The 20,950-nt window shown below is 40.7% G+C and carries 13 protein-coding genes; all 13 read left to right on the top strand.

Annotated features, from left to right (window positions below; genetic code table 11):
- Positions 1 to 172 precede the first annotated feature (172 nt).
- The 13 genes from CWC02_RS07950 (at position 173) to CWC02_RS07890 (ending at position 20,927) form a co-directional block, all read left to right on the top strand.
- Positions 173 to 568: a hypothetical protein gene (locus CWC02_RS07950; protein WP_054551399.1), complete on the top strand. Its 396-nt coding sequence runs from the start codon at positions 173 to 175 to the stop codon at positions 566 to 568.
- Between the two features lie 125 nt (positions 569 to 693).
- Positions 694 to 1,155, top strand: coding sequence for a free L-methionine (R)-S-oxide reductase MsrC (msrC, locus tag CWC02_RS07945; protein ID WP_138617517.1), 462 nt, complete (start codon positions 694 to 696; stop codon positions 1,153 to 1,155).
- Positions 1,152 to 1,430, top strand: coding sequence for a hypothetical protein (locus CWC02_RS07940; RefSeq protein WP_054551397.1), 279 nt, complete (start codon positions 1,152 to 1,154; stop codon positions 1,428 to 1,430). The genes msrC and CWC02_RS07940 overlap by 4 nt, the downstream gene beginning before the upstream one ends.
- A gap of 14 nt (positions 1,431 to 1,444) precedes the next feature.
- Positions 1,445 to 2,095 carry an RNA chaperone ProQ gene (gene proQ, locus CWC02_RS07935; RefSeq protein WP_138617515.1) on the top strand — a complete coding sequence of 217 codons (651 nt, stop codon included), beginning with the start codon at positions 1,445 to 1,447 and terminating at the stop codon, positions 2,093 to 2,095.
- Between the two features lie 27 nt (positions 2,096 to 2,122).
- Entirely contained in the window at positions 2,123 to 4,147 is a 2,025-nt protein-coding gene (gene prc, locus CWC02_RS07930) for a carboxy terminal-processing peptidase (RefSeq protein ID WP_054561591.1), read from the top strand.
- Positions 4,148 to 4,325: 178 nt separating this feature from the next.
- A complete protein-coding gene (nhaC, locus tag CWC02_RS07925) occupies positions 4,326 to 5,807 on the top strand; it encodes a Na+/H+ antiporter NhaC (RefSeq protein WP_054551394.1) in 1,482 nt (493 codons plus the stop codon).
- Positions 5,808 to 5,848: 41 nt separating this feature from the next.
- The gene (pepN, locus tag CWC02_RS07920) at positions 5,849 to 8,443 is read left to right on the top strand and encodes an aminopeptidase N (protein WP_138617513.1); all 2,595 of its coding nucleotides are present in this window, start codon (positions 5,849 to 5,851) and stop codon (positions 8,441 to 8,443) included.
- A complete protein-coding gene (locus CWC02_RS07915; RefSeq protein ID WP_082389168.1) occupies positions 8,443 to 8,664 on the top strand; it encodes a DUF2835 domain-containing protein in 222 nt (73 codons plus the stop codon). The genes pepN and CWC02_RS07915 overlap by 1 nt, the downstream gene beginning before the upstream one ends.
- A 298-nt stretch (positions 8,665 to 8,962) precedes the next feature.
- Positions 8,963 to 11,047, top strand: coding sequence for a DUF1302 domain-containing protein (locus CWC02_RS07910; protein ID WP_138617511.1), 2,085 nt, complete (start codon positions 8,963 to 8,965; stop codon positions 11,045 to 11,047).
- A gap of 12 nt (positions 11,048 to 11,059) precedes the next feature.
- Complete coding sequence (locus CWC02_RS07905; RefSeq protein WP_138600718.1) at positions 11,060 to 12,424, top strand: DUF1329 domain-containing protein; 1,365 nt, start codon at positions 11,060 to 11,062, stop codon at positions 12,422 to 12,424.
- A gap of 123 nt (positions 12,425 to 12,547) precedes the next feature.
- A complete protein-coding gene (locus tag CWC02_RS07900) occupies positions 12,548 to 13,552 on the top strand; it encodes a WD40/YVTN/BNR-like repeat-containing protein (protein WP_138600646.1) in 1,005 nt (334 codons plus the stop codon).
- On the top strand, positions 13,552 to 15,876 hold the full coding sequence (locus CWC02_RS07895; RefSeq protein WP_054551390.1) for an efflux RND transporter permease subunit: 2,325 nt from the start codon (positions 13,552 to 13,554) through the stop codon (positions 15,874 to 15,876). Before CWC02_RS07900 ends, CWC02_RS07895 begins: the two co-directional genes overlap by 1 nt.
- Positions 15,877 to 16,088: 212 nt before the next feature.
- Complete coding sequence (locus tag CWC02_RS07890) at positions 16,089 to 20,927, top strand: NAD-glutamate dehydrogenase (protein WP_138617509.1); 4,839 nt, start codon at positions 16,089 to 16,091, stop codon at positions 20,925 to 20,927.
- The last annotated feature ends 23 nt before the right edge of the window (positions 20,928 to 20,950 follow it).

Below are 20,950 nucleotides of genomic sequence, written 5' to 3'. Positions count from 1 at the left end.
AAATCCCTATCTCTCCACCATCATTGAAGCCGCTGAATTTATTCAGCGGCTTTTTTGTTTCTTAAGCTTCTCATTTGTTCTGCAAATTACGACTATTGTCGATATTTCGCATTTTAACTAGTTAGTCCATGCTTAACACTTCTCGTATTATCTTTGTGACATTAGGGAATTTATGAAACATCGTTTAGCAAAGAGTGTAGGACTTTCTTTATTATCGCCTGTGATCATCGGTTGTATCTTAGGCCTTTATTATGCATTCACACTTGAAGGAAATGGTTTTAGCATTTTCTTTAATTTACTTGTTAGCGCAATTGCCAATGCACACATAGTAGGCTTAACTATGGCAGCATTTGTAGTGCCTGGTTATTTACTTATGTTTAAATATGCAAAGGTTAATTATTCAGGTGTTCTGACACTTGGCTTACTAGGTGGCGCTATTTTTAGCTACTTACTGAGCGCTACAACAGGTATGGCTTTTGTAGTCAATGCTATGATGTCTGCTCTGGCAGCTGGACTGTTTTTATTTGGTTTAAGACAGGGCCTTACAACACAATCTTCTCATCAATAGCAGAATATTTAATCAAGCTGACTGAAATTGAGGGCAAAATGTTTTTTTTTGCCCTTAAAAGGTTTCATTTGTCGTCTACAAAGAGTACCTTTAGCTACTGTATGTTTAATAAGAAGTAGTTTGGTATGCAAAAGCAAGATTTTTACCAGTCATTAGTTAAACAAACTGAGTCGCTAATCGCTGGTGAATCAAATGTTATTGCCAACATGGCAAATATTAGTGCGCTGTTATTTACCTCTTTAGAGGATATCAATTGGGCGGGCTTTTATTTAATGGATTCACCTGAAGAATTAGTGCTAGGGCCGTTTCAAGGTAATCCTGCATGTATCCGTATTCCAGTAGGTAAAGGGGTATGTGGAACTGCCGCGCAAACACAACAAACACAACTCATTGCAGACGTGCATGCATTTGCTGGTCATATTGCCTGCGATGCTGCATCTAACTCTGAAGTAGTTGTGCCGATTTTCAAAGACGGTAAAGTATTTGCTGTACTTGATATCGACAGCCCAAGCATTGCGCGATTCGATGCTGATGATCAAGCTGGTTTAGAAGCATTGGTAAAATGCTTTGAGGCAAATCTAAAATGAAAGATCTGCTAAATGTGCAAGATTACCTCTTTGCAATCCATGATGTTGGTGATTGGGAAGGGGAAGAAGAAGTTGTTGCCGAAAGGCTCAACGACTTGATTCACATGGCATGGGAGCGTCTACCAGATGACCTTGACTGTGAATCAATTGATGAAATTATAAATGGTATTTGGGAACACCTTCGTGGTGATTTAGCGCTTATTGAAGCGGACTTCGAAGAGTTGACCGACTGGGTAACACACTATGTCGATTCATCACTTGATGAAAAGATGTAATAAAAGGTTCTAACATGGAAACCACAAACAAGCTAAAAGATATTAATGAAGTATTGGATTTCTTATACCAAGAATTTCCACAATGTTTTAAACAAAAAGACGGTATTCAGCCGCTTAAAGTAGGTATCTTTAAAGATATCGCTGAGCGTATTGAAGGTTCTGAGAAAGTAAGTAAAACTCAGGTTCGTCAAGCACTAAGAAAGTACACCTCAAACTGGCGCTATTTAGAAGCGGTGACTAAGTCTGAGTTCCGTATCGATCTTGATGGTAATCAAGACGAAAAAGTAGAACAAGAGCATATTGAGCACGCACAAAAAGCGTTAGAAGAAAGCCGTGCTAAAATGGCGAAGCGTAAGAAGCCACAACGTCCACGCAAAGACGGTGACACAAAATCTTACAAAAAGAATAGTGGCCACCACGCTAAATCTGGCGAAAAAGGCACTAAAGTAAGTAATAAGCCTGCTAAAGCTGCTCCTGCAAAACGTTCAGGAAAAGTTGAACCTTTACCTGCCTCAGAGGTCAAGGTTAATAGCAAAGTTAAAGTTAAACTTGGCCAAGCACTTGTAAACGCGGTTATTACTGAAGTGAATAAAGATGAAGTTCACGTTGAGTTAGTAACAGGGATGCAAGTTAAGACCAAAGCAGACAGCCTGTATATCATTTAATAGCTGTAAAAAATAAAGGAGTTGTGTATGAGTAAAAAGTTTACGCTCATTCCGTTAGTCGCTGCCCTGTTTTCAGGTTCATTATTGGCATCATCAGACAATCTGACTGAAAAAGACCTGCCAGTACTCAAGCAAGAAAGCCAACATAGTACGGCAAGCAAACGGGTGACAAACTTATTTACTCGTGCACACTACAAACCAATTAAATTTAACGATGAATTATCTGAGAAGGTTTTTGATCGTTACATTGAATCTCTCGACTACAATAAAAATGTGTTTTTAGCGTCTGACATTGCCTCGTTTGAGCAATATAAAGACCAATTTGATAATGCATTGTCGACAGGTAAATTGGGATTTGCCTTTGATATTTTTAATTTAAGTTTAAAACGTCGTTTTGAACGCTATGACTATTCTTTATCGTTACTTGAAAACGAAATGAAGTTCGATAAAGAAGATGAGTATCTGTTTGACCGCGAAGACGCAAACTGGGCAACAAGTCAAGCTGAGCTTGATGAACTTTGGCGTCAGCGCGTTAAATATGATGCTTTACGATTAAAAATGACTGGTAAAGATTGGCAAGGCATTAAAGAAGTCTTGACCAAACGTTACCACAATGCACAAAAGCGTTTAGTACAAACGAACAGTGAAGATGCTTTTCAAATCGTGATGAACTCATTCGCACGAAGCATTGAAGCGCATACCTCTTATTTATCACCTCGTCGCGCTGAGCAATTCAAGATGGACATGGATCTTGAATTAGAAGGTATTGGTGCGGTACTCAGTTATGACGAAGATTACACGGTAATCCGTAGCTTAGTCCCAGGCGGACCGGCTGATAAGTCTGAACAAATAAAAGCAGATGACCGTATTATTGGTGTTGCGCAAGAAGGTGAAGAGTTTGTTGATGTGATTGGCTGGCGTTTAGATGACGTCGTTGATTTAATCAAAGGCCCGAAAGGGACAAAAGTTCGCCTGCAATACTTAAAAGGGGCTGATGCTCACGGTACACCAAAAGTGGTTGAAATCACGCGTGATAAAATTCGCTTAGAAGACCGTGCTGCAAAATCTGAAGTATTTGAAGCAAAATATTCAGACTTAACCAGCAAAATTGGTGTGATTGAAATCCCTGGTTTCTATAACAATTTATCGCAAGACGTAAAAGTTGAAATTGCGAAGTTAAAAGAAGCCAAAGTTGACGGTATCATTATCGATTTACGTCAAAACGGCGGTGGTTCACTTTACGAAGCGACGCAACTTTCTGGCTTATTTATCGATCAAGGTCCAGTTGTACAAATTCATACGCTAAATAATCGTATTGAAGAGCAAAAAGACCGTGATGGCGTCACTTTTTACGATGGCCCACTGACAGTGTTAGTTGATCGCTACAGTGCGTCTGCCTCAGAAATTTTTGCAGCAGCAATGCAAGATTATGGCCGTGCAATTGTGATTGGTGAGCAAACCTTTGGTAAGGGAACTGTACAGCAGCATAAACCACTTGGCCGTGCTTATGACCTATACGACCACCCATTAGGTAGCGTGCAGTATACCATTGCAAAATTCTACCGAATTAACGGCGGAAGCACACAGCATAAAGGCGTGATCCCAGATGTGTCATTCCCATCGGCAATTGAGCCATCAGAATGGGGTGAGAGCCAACAAGACAACGCGCTACCTTGGGATAGCATCATACGTGCTAAGTACAACTCTGTTGATAACCTCAAACCAGCGATTGCTTACGTTAATAAGCTTCATGATGCGCGTATTGCAGACGAGCCTGAGTTTGGCTATGTATTTGCTGACATTAAACGCTATCAAGAAGAGAAAGACCGTAAGACTATCTCATTGGTTGAAGCGACGCGTCTAAAAGAGAAAGACGAAGGTGAAGAACGCGCGTTAGAACGTGCTAATGAACGACTTGTTCGCCTTGGTGAAAAGCCAGTTGAGAAGCTTGACGATTTACCTGATAGCCTTGACGAGCTAGACCCTTTCTTAGAAGAAGCGGCATTAATCACCCAAGATTATATAAAATATGGTCGTATCGCTAAGAAATAATTAGCAATTAATTAGCAATATTGATTAATAAAAAGGCGCTTAAGCGCCTTTTTTGCTACCTAAAACAGGTTAGATTGGTATAATCACAAAATCTGGCTGCATAAGGCCACTGAAGTTTTGCGTCAAAGCTTACAATAATAATTAAACACGCCACATAAGACGTGTAGGAGACTATCTTTTGAATTCAATTGAAGAGAAGCCAATTAAACAGGCCAGTTTTTTAGATGCCTTAATCCCAATTACTGTGCTCGTGTGCCTACTAGGCGCTGCTGTTTATTTATTCGGTGATAACTCATCATCAGGTCCTAACCAAATCGCTTTATTATTCGCTACATTTACCGCGGCATTAATTGGCTTAAAAAATGGTTACACCTGGAAGAAACTAGAACAAGCCATGATTGAGGGGATCACCTTATCCCTTGGAGCAATCATTATACTGTTAATGGTGGGTGCCTTAATCGGTACTTGGCTGTTATCAGGAACTGTACCCACTCTAATTTACTATGGCTTACAAATTATCAATCCTAGCTGGTTCTATGCCGCTAGCTGTTTGATTTGTGGCATTGTGGCTATGAGTATTGGTAGCTCTTGGACCACAGCTGCGACTATCGGTGTGGCGTTATTAGGTGTTGCAACTGGTCTTGGTCTTGAACAAGTTGTTACAGCAGGCGCGGTCATTTCTGGTGCCTACTTTGGTGATAAATTAAGCCCGCTTTCTGAAACAACAAACTTAGCGCCAGCAGTGGCTGGGGCTGATTTATTTGAGCATATTCATCACATGCTTTGGACTACAGTGCCAAGCTTCATTATTGCGTTAATTATTTTTATCTTTATGGGCTTTAATGCCGGTGGTTCAACAGAAGCGGGCCGTATTGATGAAATCGTTAATTTATTAGAGCAAAACTTTAATATTGGTTTTGAAATGCTAGTGCCACTGGTGGTGTTGTTGTTTTTAGCAATTCGTAAGATGCCAGCTTTCCCAGCTATTTCAATTGGTGCGGTGCTAGGCGCGATTTGGGCTATGTTATTTCAATCTGATTTAATCAATAGCCAAATTGATGCATCACAAGGCCAAGCAATTGGTTACTTCAAATTAGTTTGGACAACGTTCTTTGATGGTTTCAGCATTGACACTGGCGATGAAAAAATGGATTCATTATTGAGCGGTGGTGGTATGGCTGGCATGTTAACAACCACTTGGCTGATTATGACGGCCTTGATGTTTGGCGCTATCATGGAAAAAACTGGCTTACTTGATATGTTCGTTAAGAGCATCTTAAAAATTGCTAAAAGCACGGGCTCTCTTATCACAGCAACGATTGCAACGTGTATTGGTACCAATGCGGTTGCAGCTGACCAATATATCGCGATTGTTGTTCCTGGACGTATGTTTAAAGACGAATATGAAAAACGCGGTTTAAAGCCTGTTAACTTATCTCGCACTTTAGAAGATGGTGGCACAATTACTAGCCCACTTATCCCTTGGAATACCTGTGGTGCCTACATGCAAAGTGTTTTACTAATCAATCCATTTGACTATGCAATGTACGCGTTCTTTAATTTAATTAATCCATTCTTAGCGGTTGTTTATGCCTATTTTGGTATTAAAATTTTACGTATTACCCCAAAACATCTTAAACAAGAAGCTAACGCCGAATAAACTATTTAGGCCCTGCTAAGCAGGGCCATTTGGAGTCAGTAATGTCTGCTACGAGTAAACCTCAAGCTCAAAATTTAAAAGATTACCAAGCCCCACAATTCTCAATCCAACACATCGATTTACGCTTCGAATTAGCCCCTTTAAAAACATCAGTGCAGTCAACAATGACAATCAATCGTACCGATGAAAGCAATGCAGATCTTTTGCTTGATGGTGTTGATTTAACGCTAATTTCATTGATGGTTGATGACAAAGCGTATGATGATTACACGCTAGAAGATGAAAAGCTGATCATTCATAACTTACCTGAAAGCTTTATTCTGAAAATTGAAAACCATATTGACCCGCAAACGAATACCTCGTTAGAAGGTTTGTACTTGTCGGGTGGTGCTTATTGTACGCAATGTGAAGCTGAAGGTTTTAGAAAGATTACCTATTACCTTGACCGCCCAGACGTACTTGCCAGCTTTGATGTAACCATTATTGCCGACAAAAAGTACACTCACTTGCTGTCTAATGGTAACCAAATTGAATCAGGTAACTTAGATGACGGTCGTCATTTTGTAAAATGGCAAGACCCATTTAAAAAGCCTAGCTACTTATTTGCATTAGTTGCCGGTGATTTTGACGTATTACGTGACCATTACACGACGCAGTCTGGACGAAAAGTTGAATTAGCTTTGTTTGTTGATAAAGGTAATTTATCAAAAACGCCTCATGCCATGACTTCTTTAAAGAAATCAATGCAATGGGATGAAGAGCGCTTTAACCTTGAATACGATTTAGATATTTACATGATTGTTGCCGTTGATTTCTTCAACATGGGCGCAATGGAAAATAAAGGCCTGAATATCTTTAACTCTAAATGTGTTCTTGCAAATCAAGAAACAGCCACAGACAAAGATTACCATACGATTGAATCTATTGTAGGGCACGAGTACTTCCATAACTGGACCGGCAACCGTGTGACTTGCCGTGACTGGTTCCAACTGTCGTTAAAAGAAGGCTTAACGGTTTTCCGTGACCAAGAGTTTAGTAGCGACTTAGGTTCACGTGCGCTTAATCGTATTGATGCCGTTAAAGTCATGCGTACTCACCAGTTTAGTGAAGATGCAGGGCCGATGGCGCACCCAATTCGCCCAGAAAAAGTCATTGAAATGAATAACTTTTATACAGTGACTGTGTATGACAAAGGGGCTGAAGTTATTCGTATGATGCACACCTTACTTGGAGAAGAAAAGTTCCAACAAGGTATGGCATTGTATTTCGAGCGCCATGACGGACAAGCAGTTACTTGTGATGATTTTGTTGCAGCCATGAGTGATGCGTCTGGCATTGATTTAACACAATTTAAGCGTTGGTATAGTCAAGCGGGTACACCTAAGCTCAATATAGAGCAGGCGTATGATGAACAAAACCAGACTTTCACATTAAGCATTGAGCAGTTTGCACCTGATAATCAGCCTAACAATGCCTTACTGCACATTCCTTTTGCTATTGAGCTTTTAGATAGTGAAGGGCAGTCATTACCTCTTGTGATTGATAATCAGCCGCAAGATTCGGTATTGAATATCACTGAAAAAACGCAGCAGTTTATTTTCGAAGGTATTAAACAGCACCCAGTAGCTGTGCTACTCGAAGATTTCTCTGCGCCATGTATTGTTAATCAAAATACATCTGCCGCTGATCTGTTACATATTATGCGTTTTGCTCGCAGTGACTTTTCACGTTGGGATGCTCAGCAGCGTTTATTTACTAATGAAATGAAAGCAGCGATTGCCAGTGGTGAAGCTTGCTTATCTGATGATATCTTGTCGGCATTAAAGCTACTAGTTGATAATCGTGAAGGTGACCTTGCATTGATTGCGGAGCTGTTAAAACTGCCTAGCTACGATACTCTTGCAGCAGAATATGCCGTCATCCCTGTTGATGACATTATTGCTGTACAAAATGCATTTGAATCGCAAATTGCCAACTTCTTAACAGAATCATTGGTTAATTGTTATAACGTGCTTGAAGATGATGGTTCAACATCCGCTACAGCCGTTGCAGTACGTGCTCTTAAGCAACTTTGTTTATACTATTTAGCGAAAACAAATCACAGCGATGTTAATAGCCTCATCAGAGAGTCGGCCCACAGTAATAATATGACCAATGCCCTTGCTGCATTAAGTGCTGTTGTAAAAGCAAATCACTCACTATGTGATACGCTTTTAACAGAGTTTGATGCTAAATGGCGTCATGATGTGCTCGTTATGGATAAATGGTTTGCACTGCAAGCGATGAAAGATTCAGCAACGAGTATCAGCGATATCAAAGCGCTTTATGATCATCCAAGTTTTGACTTTGGTAACCCTAACCGTGTGCGTGCTTTGGTTGGTAGCTTTAGTCACTTTAATATCACTCAGTTCCACCGAGCTGATGGTGAAGGTTACCAGCTATTAGGTGACTTATTAGTGAAACTAAATGATATTAACCCGCAAAATGCATCGCGCATGCTGACACCTTTTATGTCATGGAAACGCTATGATGAAAATCGTTCAGCGGCAATGAAAGCACAATTGCAACGTTTAGCTGATTTAGATGGCCTTAGTGATGATCTGTTTGAAAAAGTAGAGAAAGCACTCGAAAGTTAATGACAGAATATTATTTTGCCTTGTATCTGAGTTACTCGGAATGTCTTGATTACTATCATGGTAAATATAAATCAGTACAAGTCACAGAGGATGGTGGCAAGACAGTTCGCTTTGATGCTCACCATTTGCGTCCTTTTATTTCTTCGCTAGGAATAAGAGGGCGCTTTAGGCTGACATTAACGTCTGAAAATCAGTTTTTAAAACTCGAGAAAATTAGTTAAAAAAGCAGCTACGGCTGCTTTTTTTTGATGATTTTTCATAAAAAACACTAATTTTATCTATCCCCAATTCGCTAAATTTATTATATTTTTGTTAATTCGATTTGTTCTATTGTTAATTTACGTGTATAAATTATCTGGTATGACGTCTTACCAATACGTAAACGTCACATTTTTAAATAAATATTAACCGATTAGACGCGTTCTATATTGTAATTTTACTGTTTCGCTTCTATCGTTAGAAAGATACTAAAAACAACAATTTGATCACAAAACAACCCGTTACAGGGGGATGAACACAATGATAAAACGATCGCTTTTTGTTAAAAACAAAATAGCTTTGGGGCTTGCAGCAGCAACTCTAGGTCTCTCAAGCACATCTTTGCACGCGGCTAATTTCGAGTTAGGTGACTTTGACATACGTTTTGACTCTAACTTTTCTTATGGTCAAAGCATTCGTGTTGAAGACCGAGACTTTCAACACATAGGTAAAAGTAATAATCCATCATTTGATTGGACGGGTTATCACTCAGCTCTAAACCCTATTTATTCTTCAGCTGATGTTTGGAACCAACCAGGTGCTTACTCAAATAATGGTGATGCCGGAAACTTAAACTTTGATAGTGGAGATTCATTCTCAAAGTTATTAAAAGGCACTCATGAGCTTTCTATCAGTAAAGATAACTTTGGTTTCTTCACTCGCTTTATGTACTTTTATGATTTTGCCTTAATGGATGGTGACTTTGCTTATACCAATCCAACGTCGGGTAAAAAAGTTGACCCTTGTGATGATGACGACACTAAAGAACAAGTATGTGCTGATTTACGTTTACTTGACGCCTATGTTTGGGCAAATTTTGATTTAAATGAAGGCCGTAACCCACTGTCTATTCGTTTAGGCCAACAGGTTGTGAACTGGGGTGAGAGTACTTTGATTTCTCATGGTATTAACGTTAACCCTGTTGATATCGATCGTTTAAAAGCGCCAGGTGCAGAGTTAAAAGAAGCTTTCATACCTGTTGGTATGCTTTGGGCATCACTAGGCATCACAGATAACTTAACGCTAGAAGGTTTCTACCAATATGAATGGCATGAAACACGCCTTCCAGCGGCTGGTACGTATTTTTCGACAAATGATTTTGCATCTGAAAATGGCTATCAGCAGAATATTCAATTAGGCTTCACGTCTAACCCAGATATCGATTTAGCATTCTTAACAGAAAGCTTAAATAATTTAGATGATATTGTTCGCTCGCAAGGTGTTGACCCTACATCAGCACAAGGCATAGCGATGATGTCGCAAATGTATCTCGCTTACCCAACCAAAGTTGCGTTGAAAGGTAAGGGCGGTGCAGGTAAAAATGAACCTGATGATGGTGGTCAATACGGTTTACGCTTGGGTATGTTTTTACCTGAGTTAAACGATACTGAAGTAGCGTTATACCACATTAACTACCATAGCCGTCGTCCTGTGATTTCAGGCCAGGTATCAAACTTCACTGATGCGGCAATCGCTGCTGATATCGGTATGTTATTAACAACAGATATCACTGAAGATAATGTATCTAGTTTACAAGCATTTACCAAAGGCCAGCTAGAATACCCAGAAGACATTAAGCTTTATGGCTTGAGCTTCAATACATCAATTGGTGAAACGGCTTTTTCTGGTGAATTTGCTTTCCGTCAAGATGAGCCTCTGCAAATTGATGACGTAGAGTTACTTTACGCGGGTATGCCAGAGCAATTGGCTGTTGCAGGTATTCGCCCTGATTTTGCAGGTATTTCGCAAATGAGTCCGGGTGATGCAACTAGCGTTGTAGGTCCTGGTGAAGTAGCACAAGGATTTATTCTTCGTAACACTGCTCAATTACAATTTACTGCAACACACTTATTTGGTCCATCATTAGGTGCTGATAGCTGGGCGGTAGTTGGTGAAGTTGGTGGCGTTAGAATTAACGATATGCCGGATTATGACGAGCTCCGTTTAAACGTTTCCGGTACTGGTCGAAGCGGCATTATGCAAGGCCCATTAAGTGATGATTATTCAACACTTCACCTAGGTCTGTCTAATGGTCCTGAAACAAACCCATTCCCAACAGCGTCTGCATGGGGCTATCGCCTTATCGCTAAGGGTGATTACTACAATATTTTTAGTGGCGTAAACTTCTCACCTCGTTTTGTTTTCTCACACGATGTGAATGGTATTACACCAGATCCAATGTATTTATTTATTGAAGACCGTAAATCACTCGGTGTTACTATGAACTTCAATTACCAAAATGCGTGGTCATTCGACTTTAGCTACAACTCATTCTGGGGTGGTGGCGCGACGAATACTTTCTCTGATCGCGATTATGTTTCATTTAATATTAAATATTCAATCTAAGGGTAAATTATGATTATTAGAAAACCTACCCTCATTGCTGCAGCGTTTTGCGGCGTTTTCGCAAGCTCAAGTGTACTTGCAAAAATTACCGCTGATGAAGCGGCACGTTTAGGCAGTGATTTAACGCCAATTGGCGCTGAAAAAGCAGCGAATAAAGACGGTTCTATTCCAGCTTGGGATGGTGGTATCACAACACCGCCAGCAGGTTACAAACCGGGTATGCACCATCCAGATCCATATGCTGATGATAAAATTTTATTCACGATTGATAAATCGAACGTTGCCCAGTACAAAGACTACTTGAGCCCAGGTCAAATTGAATTATTCAATACCTATCCTGATACGTTCAAAATGAACATTTACCCAACCCGTCGTAGTGCGTCATATCCACAGTTTGTATATGATGCAACTAAAAAATATGCGACGACAGCTGAATTAGTTGAAGGTGGTAACGGTATTAAAAATACCGCTGTGGGTGTACCTTTCCCAATTCCTAAAGATGGTTTAGAAGCTATTTGGAACCACTTGTTGCGATTCCGTGGCCTATCAATTGAACGTTCTGGTGGTCAAGCTGCACCGACAGCCTCTGGTTCATATAACTATGTAGGTTTTGATGAGCAACTGTTAGTTGAGTACTCATCACCTGAAGCAACACCTGAGAAGCTTCAAGAATCTAATATCTTGTTTAAGTTTAAGCAAAAGGTAACTGAGCCTGCTCGTCTTGCTGGTACTGCGTTATTAGTACATGAAACCATGGATCAAATTTTAACACCACGCCAAGCATGGACATACAATTCAGGCCAGCGTCGTGTTCGTCGTGCTCCAAATGTTGCCTACGATGCACCGGGAACAGCAGCTGATAGCTTACGTACGACTGATGACTTTGATATGTTCAATGGTTCTCCGAATCGTTACAACTGGACATTAAAAGGTAAGCAAGAGCTTTATATTCCTTATAACAGCTACAAGCTTCACAGCGACAAACTAAGCTACGATGATATTCTACAAGCAGGTCATATCAACCCTGAGCATGTTCGTTATGAAAAACACCGTGTTTGGGTGGTTGAAGCGAACCTAAAAGAGGGCACGCGTCATATTTATAAGAAACGTGTCTTTTATATTGACGAGGATAGCTGGCAAGTACATGTAGCGGATATCTATGATAACCGTGATCAAATGTATCGTGTAGCGATGGCACATGGTCTTAACTACTATGAAGTACCAACTCATTGGAGTACGTTAGAAGTTTATCATGACCTTAACTCTCGTCGTTATTTAGCAATTGGTTTAGACAACCAAGAAAAAATGTATGATTTCTCACAATCATTCAACGATAACGAGTTTACTTCAAGCGCATTACGCCGCGAAGGTCGTTAATCCATTTAAGGCACCTGACTCCAGGTGCCTTTTGCAATTCACGTAAGTCATCAGTACACGCATTAGGTTTCCCAGTGACTTTTTTGACTTCTCTTTTTATTTTTTCGAAGGCGATTTATCTTTATGAAGTATTTGCTTTATGCCTGTCTTGCTTATAGTGCTTCATGTTTTGCTCAAGACATGCCTATGCCGCAACAAGCCATTAGCGCTGTTAACGCAAACAAAACTCTTCTCACCGACATTGAACTAGCTGGCCCAAATCTCATTGCAGTTGGCAAACACGGTGTGGTTATCACAAGTACAGACGCTCAAACCTGGCAACAAGCCAGTGTGCCTACTCAAGTGCTGCTAACAGCCGTTGATTTTTATAATAGCGATTTAGGTTGGGCATGTGGCCATGATGCTACCATCATCAATACCGTAGATGCAGGTAAAACGTGGCAATTACAGCAATCATTACCAAACATGGATAAGCCATGTTTAGACATTTTATTTACTACAGACAAACAAGGGTATGCAGTCGGTGCATATGGAATGTTTTATGAAACTAACGATGGTGGCCAAACTTGGCAGAAACGTTTTTTAGATAGCCTGTTATTTGAAGAAGACCGTGAATACCTCAATGATTTAAAAGACAGTGACCCAGAAGGCTATGAAATTGAAACTGCTTCAATACTGCCGCACTTTAATCGCATCGTTAAAACCGATGAGAGTCTATTTCTAGCCGGTGAAATGGGTTTAATGGCACAAAGTGTCGACAATGGTCAAACCTGGCAGCGTCTTGAGGAGATATATATGGGCTCTTTCTTTACGTTTGCGTCAACTGCGGATCAAGGTGGGGAAGACCTAGTTGCAGGCCTTCGAGGCAACATTTTCACTCGCCAAGCAGGCAGCGAACAGTGGCAACAAATACCACACGACAATTATGCAACCGTAAATAGCGCGATTAAATACAACAACCAGTGGTTATTATTTGCTAACAGCGGGGTGATTTTCCAAATTGAGGATGGCCAATTATCAGAACAACAAATGGCCGATGGTAAATCGTTACTTGATGGTGTTGTGTTTCAAGACAAACTAGTTATGGCTTCAGAAAATGGCATTAAAGTGAAGGAGTTGAATCCGTAATGCGTGGTTTTTTAGATATTTTAGAAAGAGCGGTGTTTCGTCATCGCTTATTCGCAATTATTTCCTTTGCTTTGATCACTTGTTTCTTATTATTCAAAGCAACACAAATTCAATTAGACGCGTCGTTTAATAAAAATATTCCGCTTAATCATGACTACATGAAAGTTTACACCAAACATGAAAAACAGTTTGGCGGCGCTAACAGCATTTTAATTTCTGTCTGTGATGCAGATGGTGATATTTTTAATGAGGAATTTTTCACCCAACTTAAAGCAGTTCATGATCAGCTTTACTTTATTCCGGGTGTAAATCGCCCGTTAGTTAATTCAATCTTCGCACCGAGTGCGCGTTTTGTTGAAGTAGTTGAAGATGGTTTTGCTGGCGGTCCAATTATTCCGGCAAACTTCACTGCTGATAAACGTGGTCTTGCGGTTGTAAAAGAAAACATCGAAAAAGCAAAAGTCGTTGGCCGTATGATTGCCAGTGACTATTCGTGTGCAATGGTAACCGCTCAGCTACTTGAGACTGATCCACAAACGCAAGAAAAACTCGACACTTTAGCATTTGCAGAAAAGCTAGAAACACAAGTTCGTGAACCGCTCAGTACTGACAAGGTTAGTATTCATATTATCGGTTTTGCGAAAATGGCAGGGGATGTCGCAGAGGGCGCTAAGGGCGTACTGCTATTCTTTGCTATTGCCATTGCTTTCACATTTGTGATGGTTTGGCTGTTCTGCCACTCTTTAAAACTGACAATTTTACCGATTGCCTGTTCAATCATTGCCGTTGTTTGGCAGTTGGGCTTGCTTTCAAGCTTAGGTTTTGGTCTAGACCCAATGTCAATTTTAGTGCCGTTTTTAGTGTTTGCGATTGGTGTAAGCCATGGCGTGCAAATGATCAATGACATCGGCAAAAAAGTGTCTACGGGTAGTTCAACTCGGGTTTGCTGTCAGGCAAGCTTTAGAGCACTTCTGATCCCAGGTGGTATCGCGCTGCTTTCAGACACAATTGGTTTTTTAACCTTACTCACCATTGATATTGGTATTATTCGTGAACTTGCTATCACCGCAAGTTTGGGTGTAGCGGTAATTATTTTCACTAATTTAATTTTATTACCTGTATGGGCATCGTACATGCGCTTTGAAGGCTCTGTGCATATTCAAGCAGGTACTCACACAGACAAACCAAATCTACTGGACAAGTTACGCGAGCTATTAGTAAAAGCGACAGACCGTAAAACGGCGGGTTTTATTATCGTCTTTACGGCTGTGTTATTTGCAGTGGGTTACTGGCAAGCTGACAAAATGCGTATTGGTGACTTGCATGCTGGTGCGCCTTCTTTGCATCAAGATGCCCGCTATAACCAAGACACCTTTTTGATTTCTGATAAATACACTATTTCTTCAGATATCCTAAAAGTGATTGTAGAAGCGTATCCTGCTGCGTGTACGGAGCATGATGTTATGGAGCGTATTAGTCGTTTCCAATGGCAGATGGAAAACGTTGCCGGGGTACAATCGGCTGTGAGCTTAAGCTCAGTTGCACAGTCAGTTAATGCCGGCTTTAACGAAGGGAACTTAAAATGGCAAAGCCTGCCGCGCAATACGGCAAGTTTAGTGCAAGCTACTTCACGGGTTGAAACAAGCTCAGGTTTACTCGATGGTAACTGCTCAGTAATGCCAGTAATTATTTTCTTAAATGACCACAAAGCAGAAACGATTGATCATGTGGTAGCGAAAGTTAAAGAGTTTGCTAAGGCAGAAGAAACCGATGAATTAAAGTTTAAGCTAGCGTCAGGCCCTGTCGGTGTTATGGCCGCAACGAACGAATCGGTATCAGCTGCACAGCTACCTATGATGCTTTACGTTTACGGCGCCGTAATCCTGCTATGCTTAATTAGCTTTAGAAGTGTGAAGGCAACGGTCGCGGTTGTATTACCTCTGTACATCGTATCAACCTTAGCGCAAGCGTTGATGGTACAACTTGAAATAGGTTTAACAGTGTCGACATTACCAGTTATCGCTTTAGGTGTTGGTATTGGTGTCGATTACGGGATTTACATACTTTCATCAATGATGGGGCAGCTAAAACAAGGTGTGGCACTGGAAGTCGCTTATCGTAATGCATTAGCAGAGCGAGGTAGTGCAGTGCTGTTCACAGGTATTACCTTAGCCATTGGTGTTAGCACATGGATTTTCTCTGATCTGAAGTTCCAAGTGGATATGGGTATTCTTTTAACCTTCATGTTTTTGGTTAACATGTTGGGTGCAGTACTACTTTTACCTGCAATAGGTAGCTTCCTCTGGACTGACCAGAAAAAATAATGTGAATAATTGTGCTCCGATATGGCCAGTAATGGCCATTTATATCTATATTTTGTGAATAGATGACCAAATAGCTGAAAAGCTTAAAATGATTTCATCGAAAAGGCTGTTTATTAGCTGTAAAAGAGTTAGAATTTACCTGACTCCACGCTAATAAATGGCTGTACAAATATTCTACTAATCGATAAGTAGTATAGATTAAGGAACATACAATGACACGAAATGAAGGGCAAGCCTCGGTTATCTTAGATAATGTCTGTAAGCTGATCCAGAAAAAAGTTCACGCTGATAATGTGTTACTCGTTGAGAAATTCGCCAAAGCCTTGTACAGCAATATGTCTAAAGAGGATTTGGCTCATCGCAACGATAGTGACTTATATGGCGCTGCACTAAGCCTATGGAACTCGCTAGAAAAAAATAATTCTGATGACGCGGTTGTCCGTGTTTTCAATCCTGAAGTGGCAAAAGATGGCTGGCAGTCATCGCACACCATTGTTGAAATCATCGCGAAAGACATGCCTTTCCTCGTTGATTCTGTGCGTATGGCCATGACCCGCGCAAACATCGCTTCTCACTTATTACTTCACTCTCCGCTGAAAATCCAACGTGATAAAAATGCTAAAATCACCGGTATTTCAAGCTTAAAAGCAGAGCAAGAATCAACGTCGACAAAAACTGTGTTCTTTATCGAGATTGATCGTCAAACAGATGCAAAAGTAATTGAGTCTTTCAAAAAAGAACTTGAGTCTGTGTTAGTTGACGTATCTATCGCTGTAGAAGATTGGCAGCCAATTCGTGAAAAGCTTATTGCGGTAACGAAAGACTTACCAAAACGCCACCATAACAATAACGAAAGCGAAGTTGCAGAAACGGTAGAGTTTTTAGATTGGTTAGCTAAAGATAACTTTACGCTAATGGGTTACCGTGAGTATGAACTTTCGCCAGTGCAGGGTGATTACCAGTTAAAAGGTAAAAAAGGTACTAGCCTTGGTCTGATGAAAAACACAGACGAAGAGCATAGCCGTTTACTTTCTGAGTTACCTGAAGTAGCGCGCCAAGAAGCGCGTAGCAGTAACTTATTAATTTTAACGAAAACAAATTCAGTGTCTCGTGTACATCGTCCAGCGTATATCGATTATGTAGGTATTAAGCGTTTTGATGATGAGGGCAATGTAATTGGTGAAGACCGCTTCCTTGGTTTATTCTCATCAAGCTTTTACAACAACAGCGCCGCTGATGTACCTGTACTGAAAAGTAAGATTAACCGCATTATGGAAATGTGTGACTTTGCAAAAGGCACCCATGCATACAAAGCGGTATTAAATATTTTAGAAACGTATCCACGTGATGAACTTGTGCAAGCACGTGAAGCTGAACTACTTGAAGTTGCCATGGGCGTATTACAAGTACAAGAGCGTGATATGTGCCGTATTTTTGTGCGTAAAGACGCATATGGCCGTTTCTTCTCTTGCATGGTTTATGTACCGCGTGAACGCTATAACACAGCACTACGTCGTGAAACGCAACGTATCTTAGCCAATGCATTTAATTCTGACGATAAAGTCGAATTTACTACTTTCTTCTCTGAGTCAACATTAGCCCGTACACATTACACGGTGCGTGTGACTGACAATAATATTGAATATAACGTGAAAGACATCGAAAACAACCTAATTGAAGCAGCCCGTACTTGGGAAGATAGACTCCAATCTGCACTACTTGAAAGCGCAGGTGAAGCACGCGGTAAAGAATTAAACCGTAAATATGCACAAGCGTTTGCAAGTGCGTATAAAGATCAGGTTTTACCAAGTGCAGCGGTTGTTGATATTGAAAAGCTAGAACTTCTGAATGACGAGAACAAACTAGAAATGTTGTTCTACCGTCCACAAGAAGAAGCAAACACTAATGTTGTTCGTTTAAGCTTATTCCATAAAGATGAGCCAATCCACCTGTCTGACGTTATGCCAATGTTAGAAAACTTTGGTTTACGCGTAGTTGGTGAAACTCCTTACTCAGTGAAAACGACTGACGGTAAAGTTAATTGGATCATGGATTTCACCATGCTAATTGACAACAAGGGCATTGCTGATTTTGATAAAGTGTCAGCGCGTTTCCGTGCAGCGTTAACGAACGTGTGGAATAACCGTTTAGAAAATGATGGTTTCAACCGTTTAGTATTAATGGGTGGCTTAACAGGTCGTGAAGCGTCTATTCTTCGTGCCTACGCTAAATACATGCGTCAAATTGGTGTAACTTTCTCGCAAACTTACATCGAAAGCACATTTGCAAATTACCCACACATTGCATCGCAAATCGTTAACTTATTCACTAAAAAGTTCTCAGTTAAGAACCCAGGTAGTGAAAAGACACTTGAGAAGCTAGTTGCACAAGTTAATCTTGAGCTTGAAAACGTAGCAAACCTAGATGATGATCGTATCATTCGTTTATACGTTGATATGATCAATGCAACTCTTAGAACGAACTTCTTCCAAAAAGAAGCGGATGGCCAATTTAAGTCATACGTATCGTTCAAGGTTCAGCCTTCTATGATCCCTGAAATGCCATTACCTCTGCCTGCGTTTGAGATCTTTGTATACTCGCCGCGCGTTGAAGGTGTGCATTTACGTGGTGGTAAAGTTGCTCGTGGTGGTTTACGTTGGTCAGACCGTCGTGAAGACTTCCGTACTGAAGTACTGGGTCTTGTTAAAGCGCAACAAGTTAAAAATACGGTTATCGTGCCAGTCGGTTCGAAAGGTGGCTTCGTATGTAAACAGCTACCGACAGACCGTGAAGCATTCTTCAAAGAAGGCCAAGAGTGCTACAAGATTTTCATCCGTGGTCTATTAGATATCACAGATAACATTGAACGTGGTGAGATTGTGCCACCAGTTGATGTTGTTCGTCATGATGAAGATGACCCGTACTTAGTTGTTGCTGCCGATAAGGGTACTGCGACTTTCTCTGATATCGCAAACGGCATCGCAAATGAATATAACTTCTGGCTAGGTGATGCATTCGCATCAGGTGGCTCAGTAGGTTACGACCACAAGAAAATGGGTATCACTGCTAAAGGTGCGTGGGAATCTGTTAAACGTCATTTCCGTGAAATGGATATTGACTGTCAAACAACTGATTTCACTGTTGTAGCAATCGGCGATATGGCGGGTGACGTATTTGGTAATGGTATGTTGCTTTCTAAGCACATTCGCTTACAAGTAGCGTTTAACCACATGCATATCTTTGTTGATCCAAACCCAGATGCAGCGACATCTTACCCAGAGCGTGAGCGTTTATTTAATCTACCGCGTTCTTCTTGGGAAGATTACAACAAAGACCTTATTTCACAAGGTGGTGGCATTTTCTCTCGTGCGGCTAAATCAATTAGCTTAAGCCCAGAAATGAAGAAAATGCTTGGCACTAAGAAAGCAAGCATGACACCTAACGAGTTAATCAAAGCGGCTCTAATGATGGAGTTTGATTTACTTTGGAATGGTGGTATCGGTACTTACATCAAGAACTCTAAAGAGACTGATGCTGATGTGGGTGACCGCGCGAATGATGCGCTACGTATTAACGGTTCTGAGCTTGGTGCGAAGATCTTAGGTGAGGGCGGTAACTTAGGTGCAACTCAATTAGGTCGTATCGAATTTGCTGCTAAAGGCGGTCGCGTTAACACTGACTTCATCGATAACGTAGGTGGTGTTGCGTGTTCAGATAACGAAGTAAACATCAAAATCTTACTTAATGGTCTAGTTGCTGAAGGTGACTTAACACGTAAACAGCGTGATGAGTTACTTTATTCAATGACTGATGAAGTGTCTGAGTTAGTATTAAAAGACTGTTATCGTCAAACGCATACCTTATCGATTACTCAATCAAAAGGTACATCAACGCTTAAAGAAAAAGTACGTTTCATCCATGCCCTTGAAAAAGATGGCAAGCTTAACCGTGCAATCGAGTTCATCCCAACGGATGAAGAACTTGCAGAGCGCGCAGCAGCGGGTAAAGATTTAACTCGTCCAGAGCTTTCTGTACTTGTTTCTTACGCGAAGATGGTATTAAAAGAGTCTCTAGTGGTTGATGAAATCACTGAAAACCCTTACTACCGTCAGTTATTAGTTAAGTCGTTCCCAGTGCCACTTCGTGATAAGTTCAACGATGCAATGGATAACCACCCACTTCGTAAAGAGATTATCGCAACGAAACTTGCAAATAACATCGTTAACGATATGGGTCTTAACTTCATGATTCGTATGCACGAAGAAACAGGTGCTAACGAAGCTGAAATCGCACTTTGCTACTCAATTGCAAAAGAAGTGTTCCAGATGCCAGAAACATGGTCATCAATTGTTGCACTTGATAATAAGATCCCAGCAGCTGTACAAACTGAAATGCTATATCAATTACGTCGTACGGTTCGTCGTGCAACACGTTGGTTCTTACGTCATCGCAATAAAGCTCAAACGATTGAGCAAGCAATTGAATTCTTTGCACCAACATTTGCTGATTTAAGTGAAAACTTAAACAGCTACATGGTTGAAAAAGAAAGCGATCGCCTAGTTAAAGCGGCAGAGAAGCTAATTGACAGCAATGTACCAAAAGCACTTGCAACACGTATTGTGTCACTATCAAGCCTATTCTCTGTAATGGATTTAGCTGAAATCGCAGATAATTCAGAGCGTAGTATTGATATGGTTTCTAATACCTACTTTAAGCTTGGTGCGCGTATGGGCTTACATTGGTTCCTTGACCAAATCACCAACCAACCAGTTGCAAACCACTGGCAAGCACTTGCTCGTGCTTCATACCGTGAAGAGTTGGATTGGCAACAACGCACATTATCAGCTGTGGTACTTAATAGCTTTGCTGCAGACAGCAAAGACATTGATGCACAAATTGATGAGTGGATGGATAACCAAGATCTACTATTACAACGTTGGAAGCAGATGCTATCTGAGTTCAAAACATCGCAAAGCCATGATTTTGCGAAATTCTCAGTGGCACTTCGTGAACTAATGTTGTTAAGCCACAACTGTGACACTTCCAAATAAGTGAAAAGTCGTTAGAATACATA

The organism is Pseudoalteromonas sp. S2721, from assembly GCF_005887425.1.
GTDB lineage: Bacteria > Pseudomonadota > Gammaproteobacteria > Enterobacterales > Alteromonadaceae > Pseudoalteromonas > Pseudoalteromonas simplex.
This window is presented reverse-complemented; position numbering and strand designations above follow the sequence as displayed.

Excerpts from the sequence above, each read along its gene's own strand:
- CWC02_RS07950 (WP_054551399.1), top strand. The coding sequence starts at position 173 with ATGAAACATCGTTTAGCAAAGAGTGTAGGACTTTCTTTATTATCGCCT.
- msrC (WP_138617517.1), top strand. The coding sequence starts at position 694 with ATGCAAAAGCAAGATTTTTACCAGTCATTAGTTAAACAAACTGAGTCG.
- CWC02_RS07940 (WP_054551397.1), top strand. The coding sequence starts at position 1,152 with ATGAAAGATCTGCTAAATGTGCAAGATTACCTCTTTGCAATCCATGAT.
- proQ (WP_138617515.1), top strand. The coding sequence starts at position 1,445 with ATGGAAACCACAAACAAGCTAAAAGATATTAATGAAGTATTGGATTTC.
- prc (WP_054561591.1), top strand. The coding sequence starts at position 2,123 with ATGAGTAAAAAGTTTACGCTCATTCCGTTAGTCGCTGCCCTGTTTTCA.
- pepN (WP_138617513.1), top strand. The coding sequence starts at position 5,849 with ATGTCTGCTACGAGTAAACCTCAAGCTCAAAATTTAAAAGATTACCAA.
- CWC02_RS07915 (WP_082389168.1), top strand. The coding sequence starts at position 8,443 with ATGACAGAATATTATTTTGCCTTGTATCTGAGTTACTCGGAATGTCTT.
- CWC02_RS07910 (WP_138617511.1), top strand. The coding sequence starts at position 8,963 with ATGATAAAACGATCGCTTTTTGTTAAAAACAAAATAGCTTTGGGGCTT.
- CWC02_RS07900 (WP_138600646.1), top strand. The coding sequence starts at position 12,548 with ATGAAGTATTTGCTTTATGCCTGTCTTGCTTATAGTGCTTCATGTTTT.
- CWC02_RS07895 (WP_054551390.1), top strand. The coding sequence starts at position 13,552 with ATGCGTGGTTTTTTAGATATTTTAGAAAGAGCGGTGTTTCGTCATCGC.
- CWC02_RS07890 (WP_138617509.1), top strand. The coding sequence starts at position 16,089 with ATGACACGAAATGAAGGGCAAGCCTCGGTTATCTTAGATAATGTCTGT.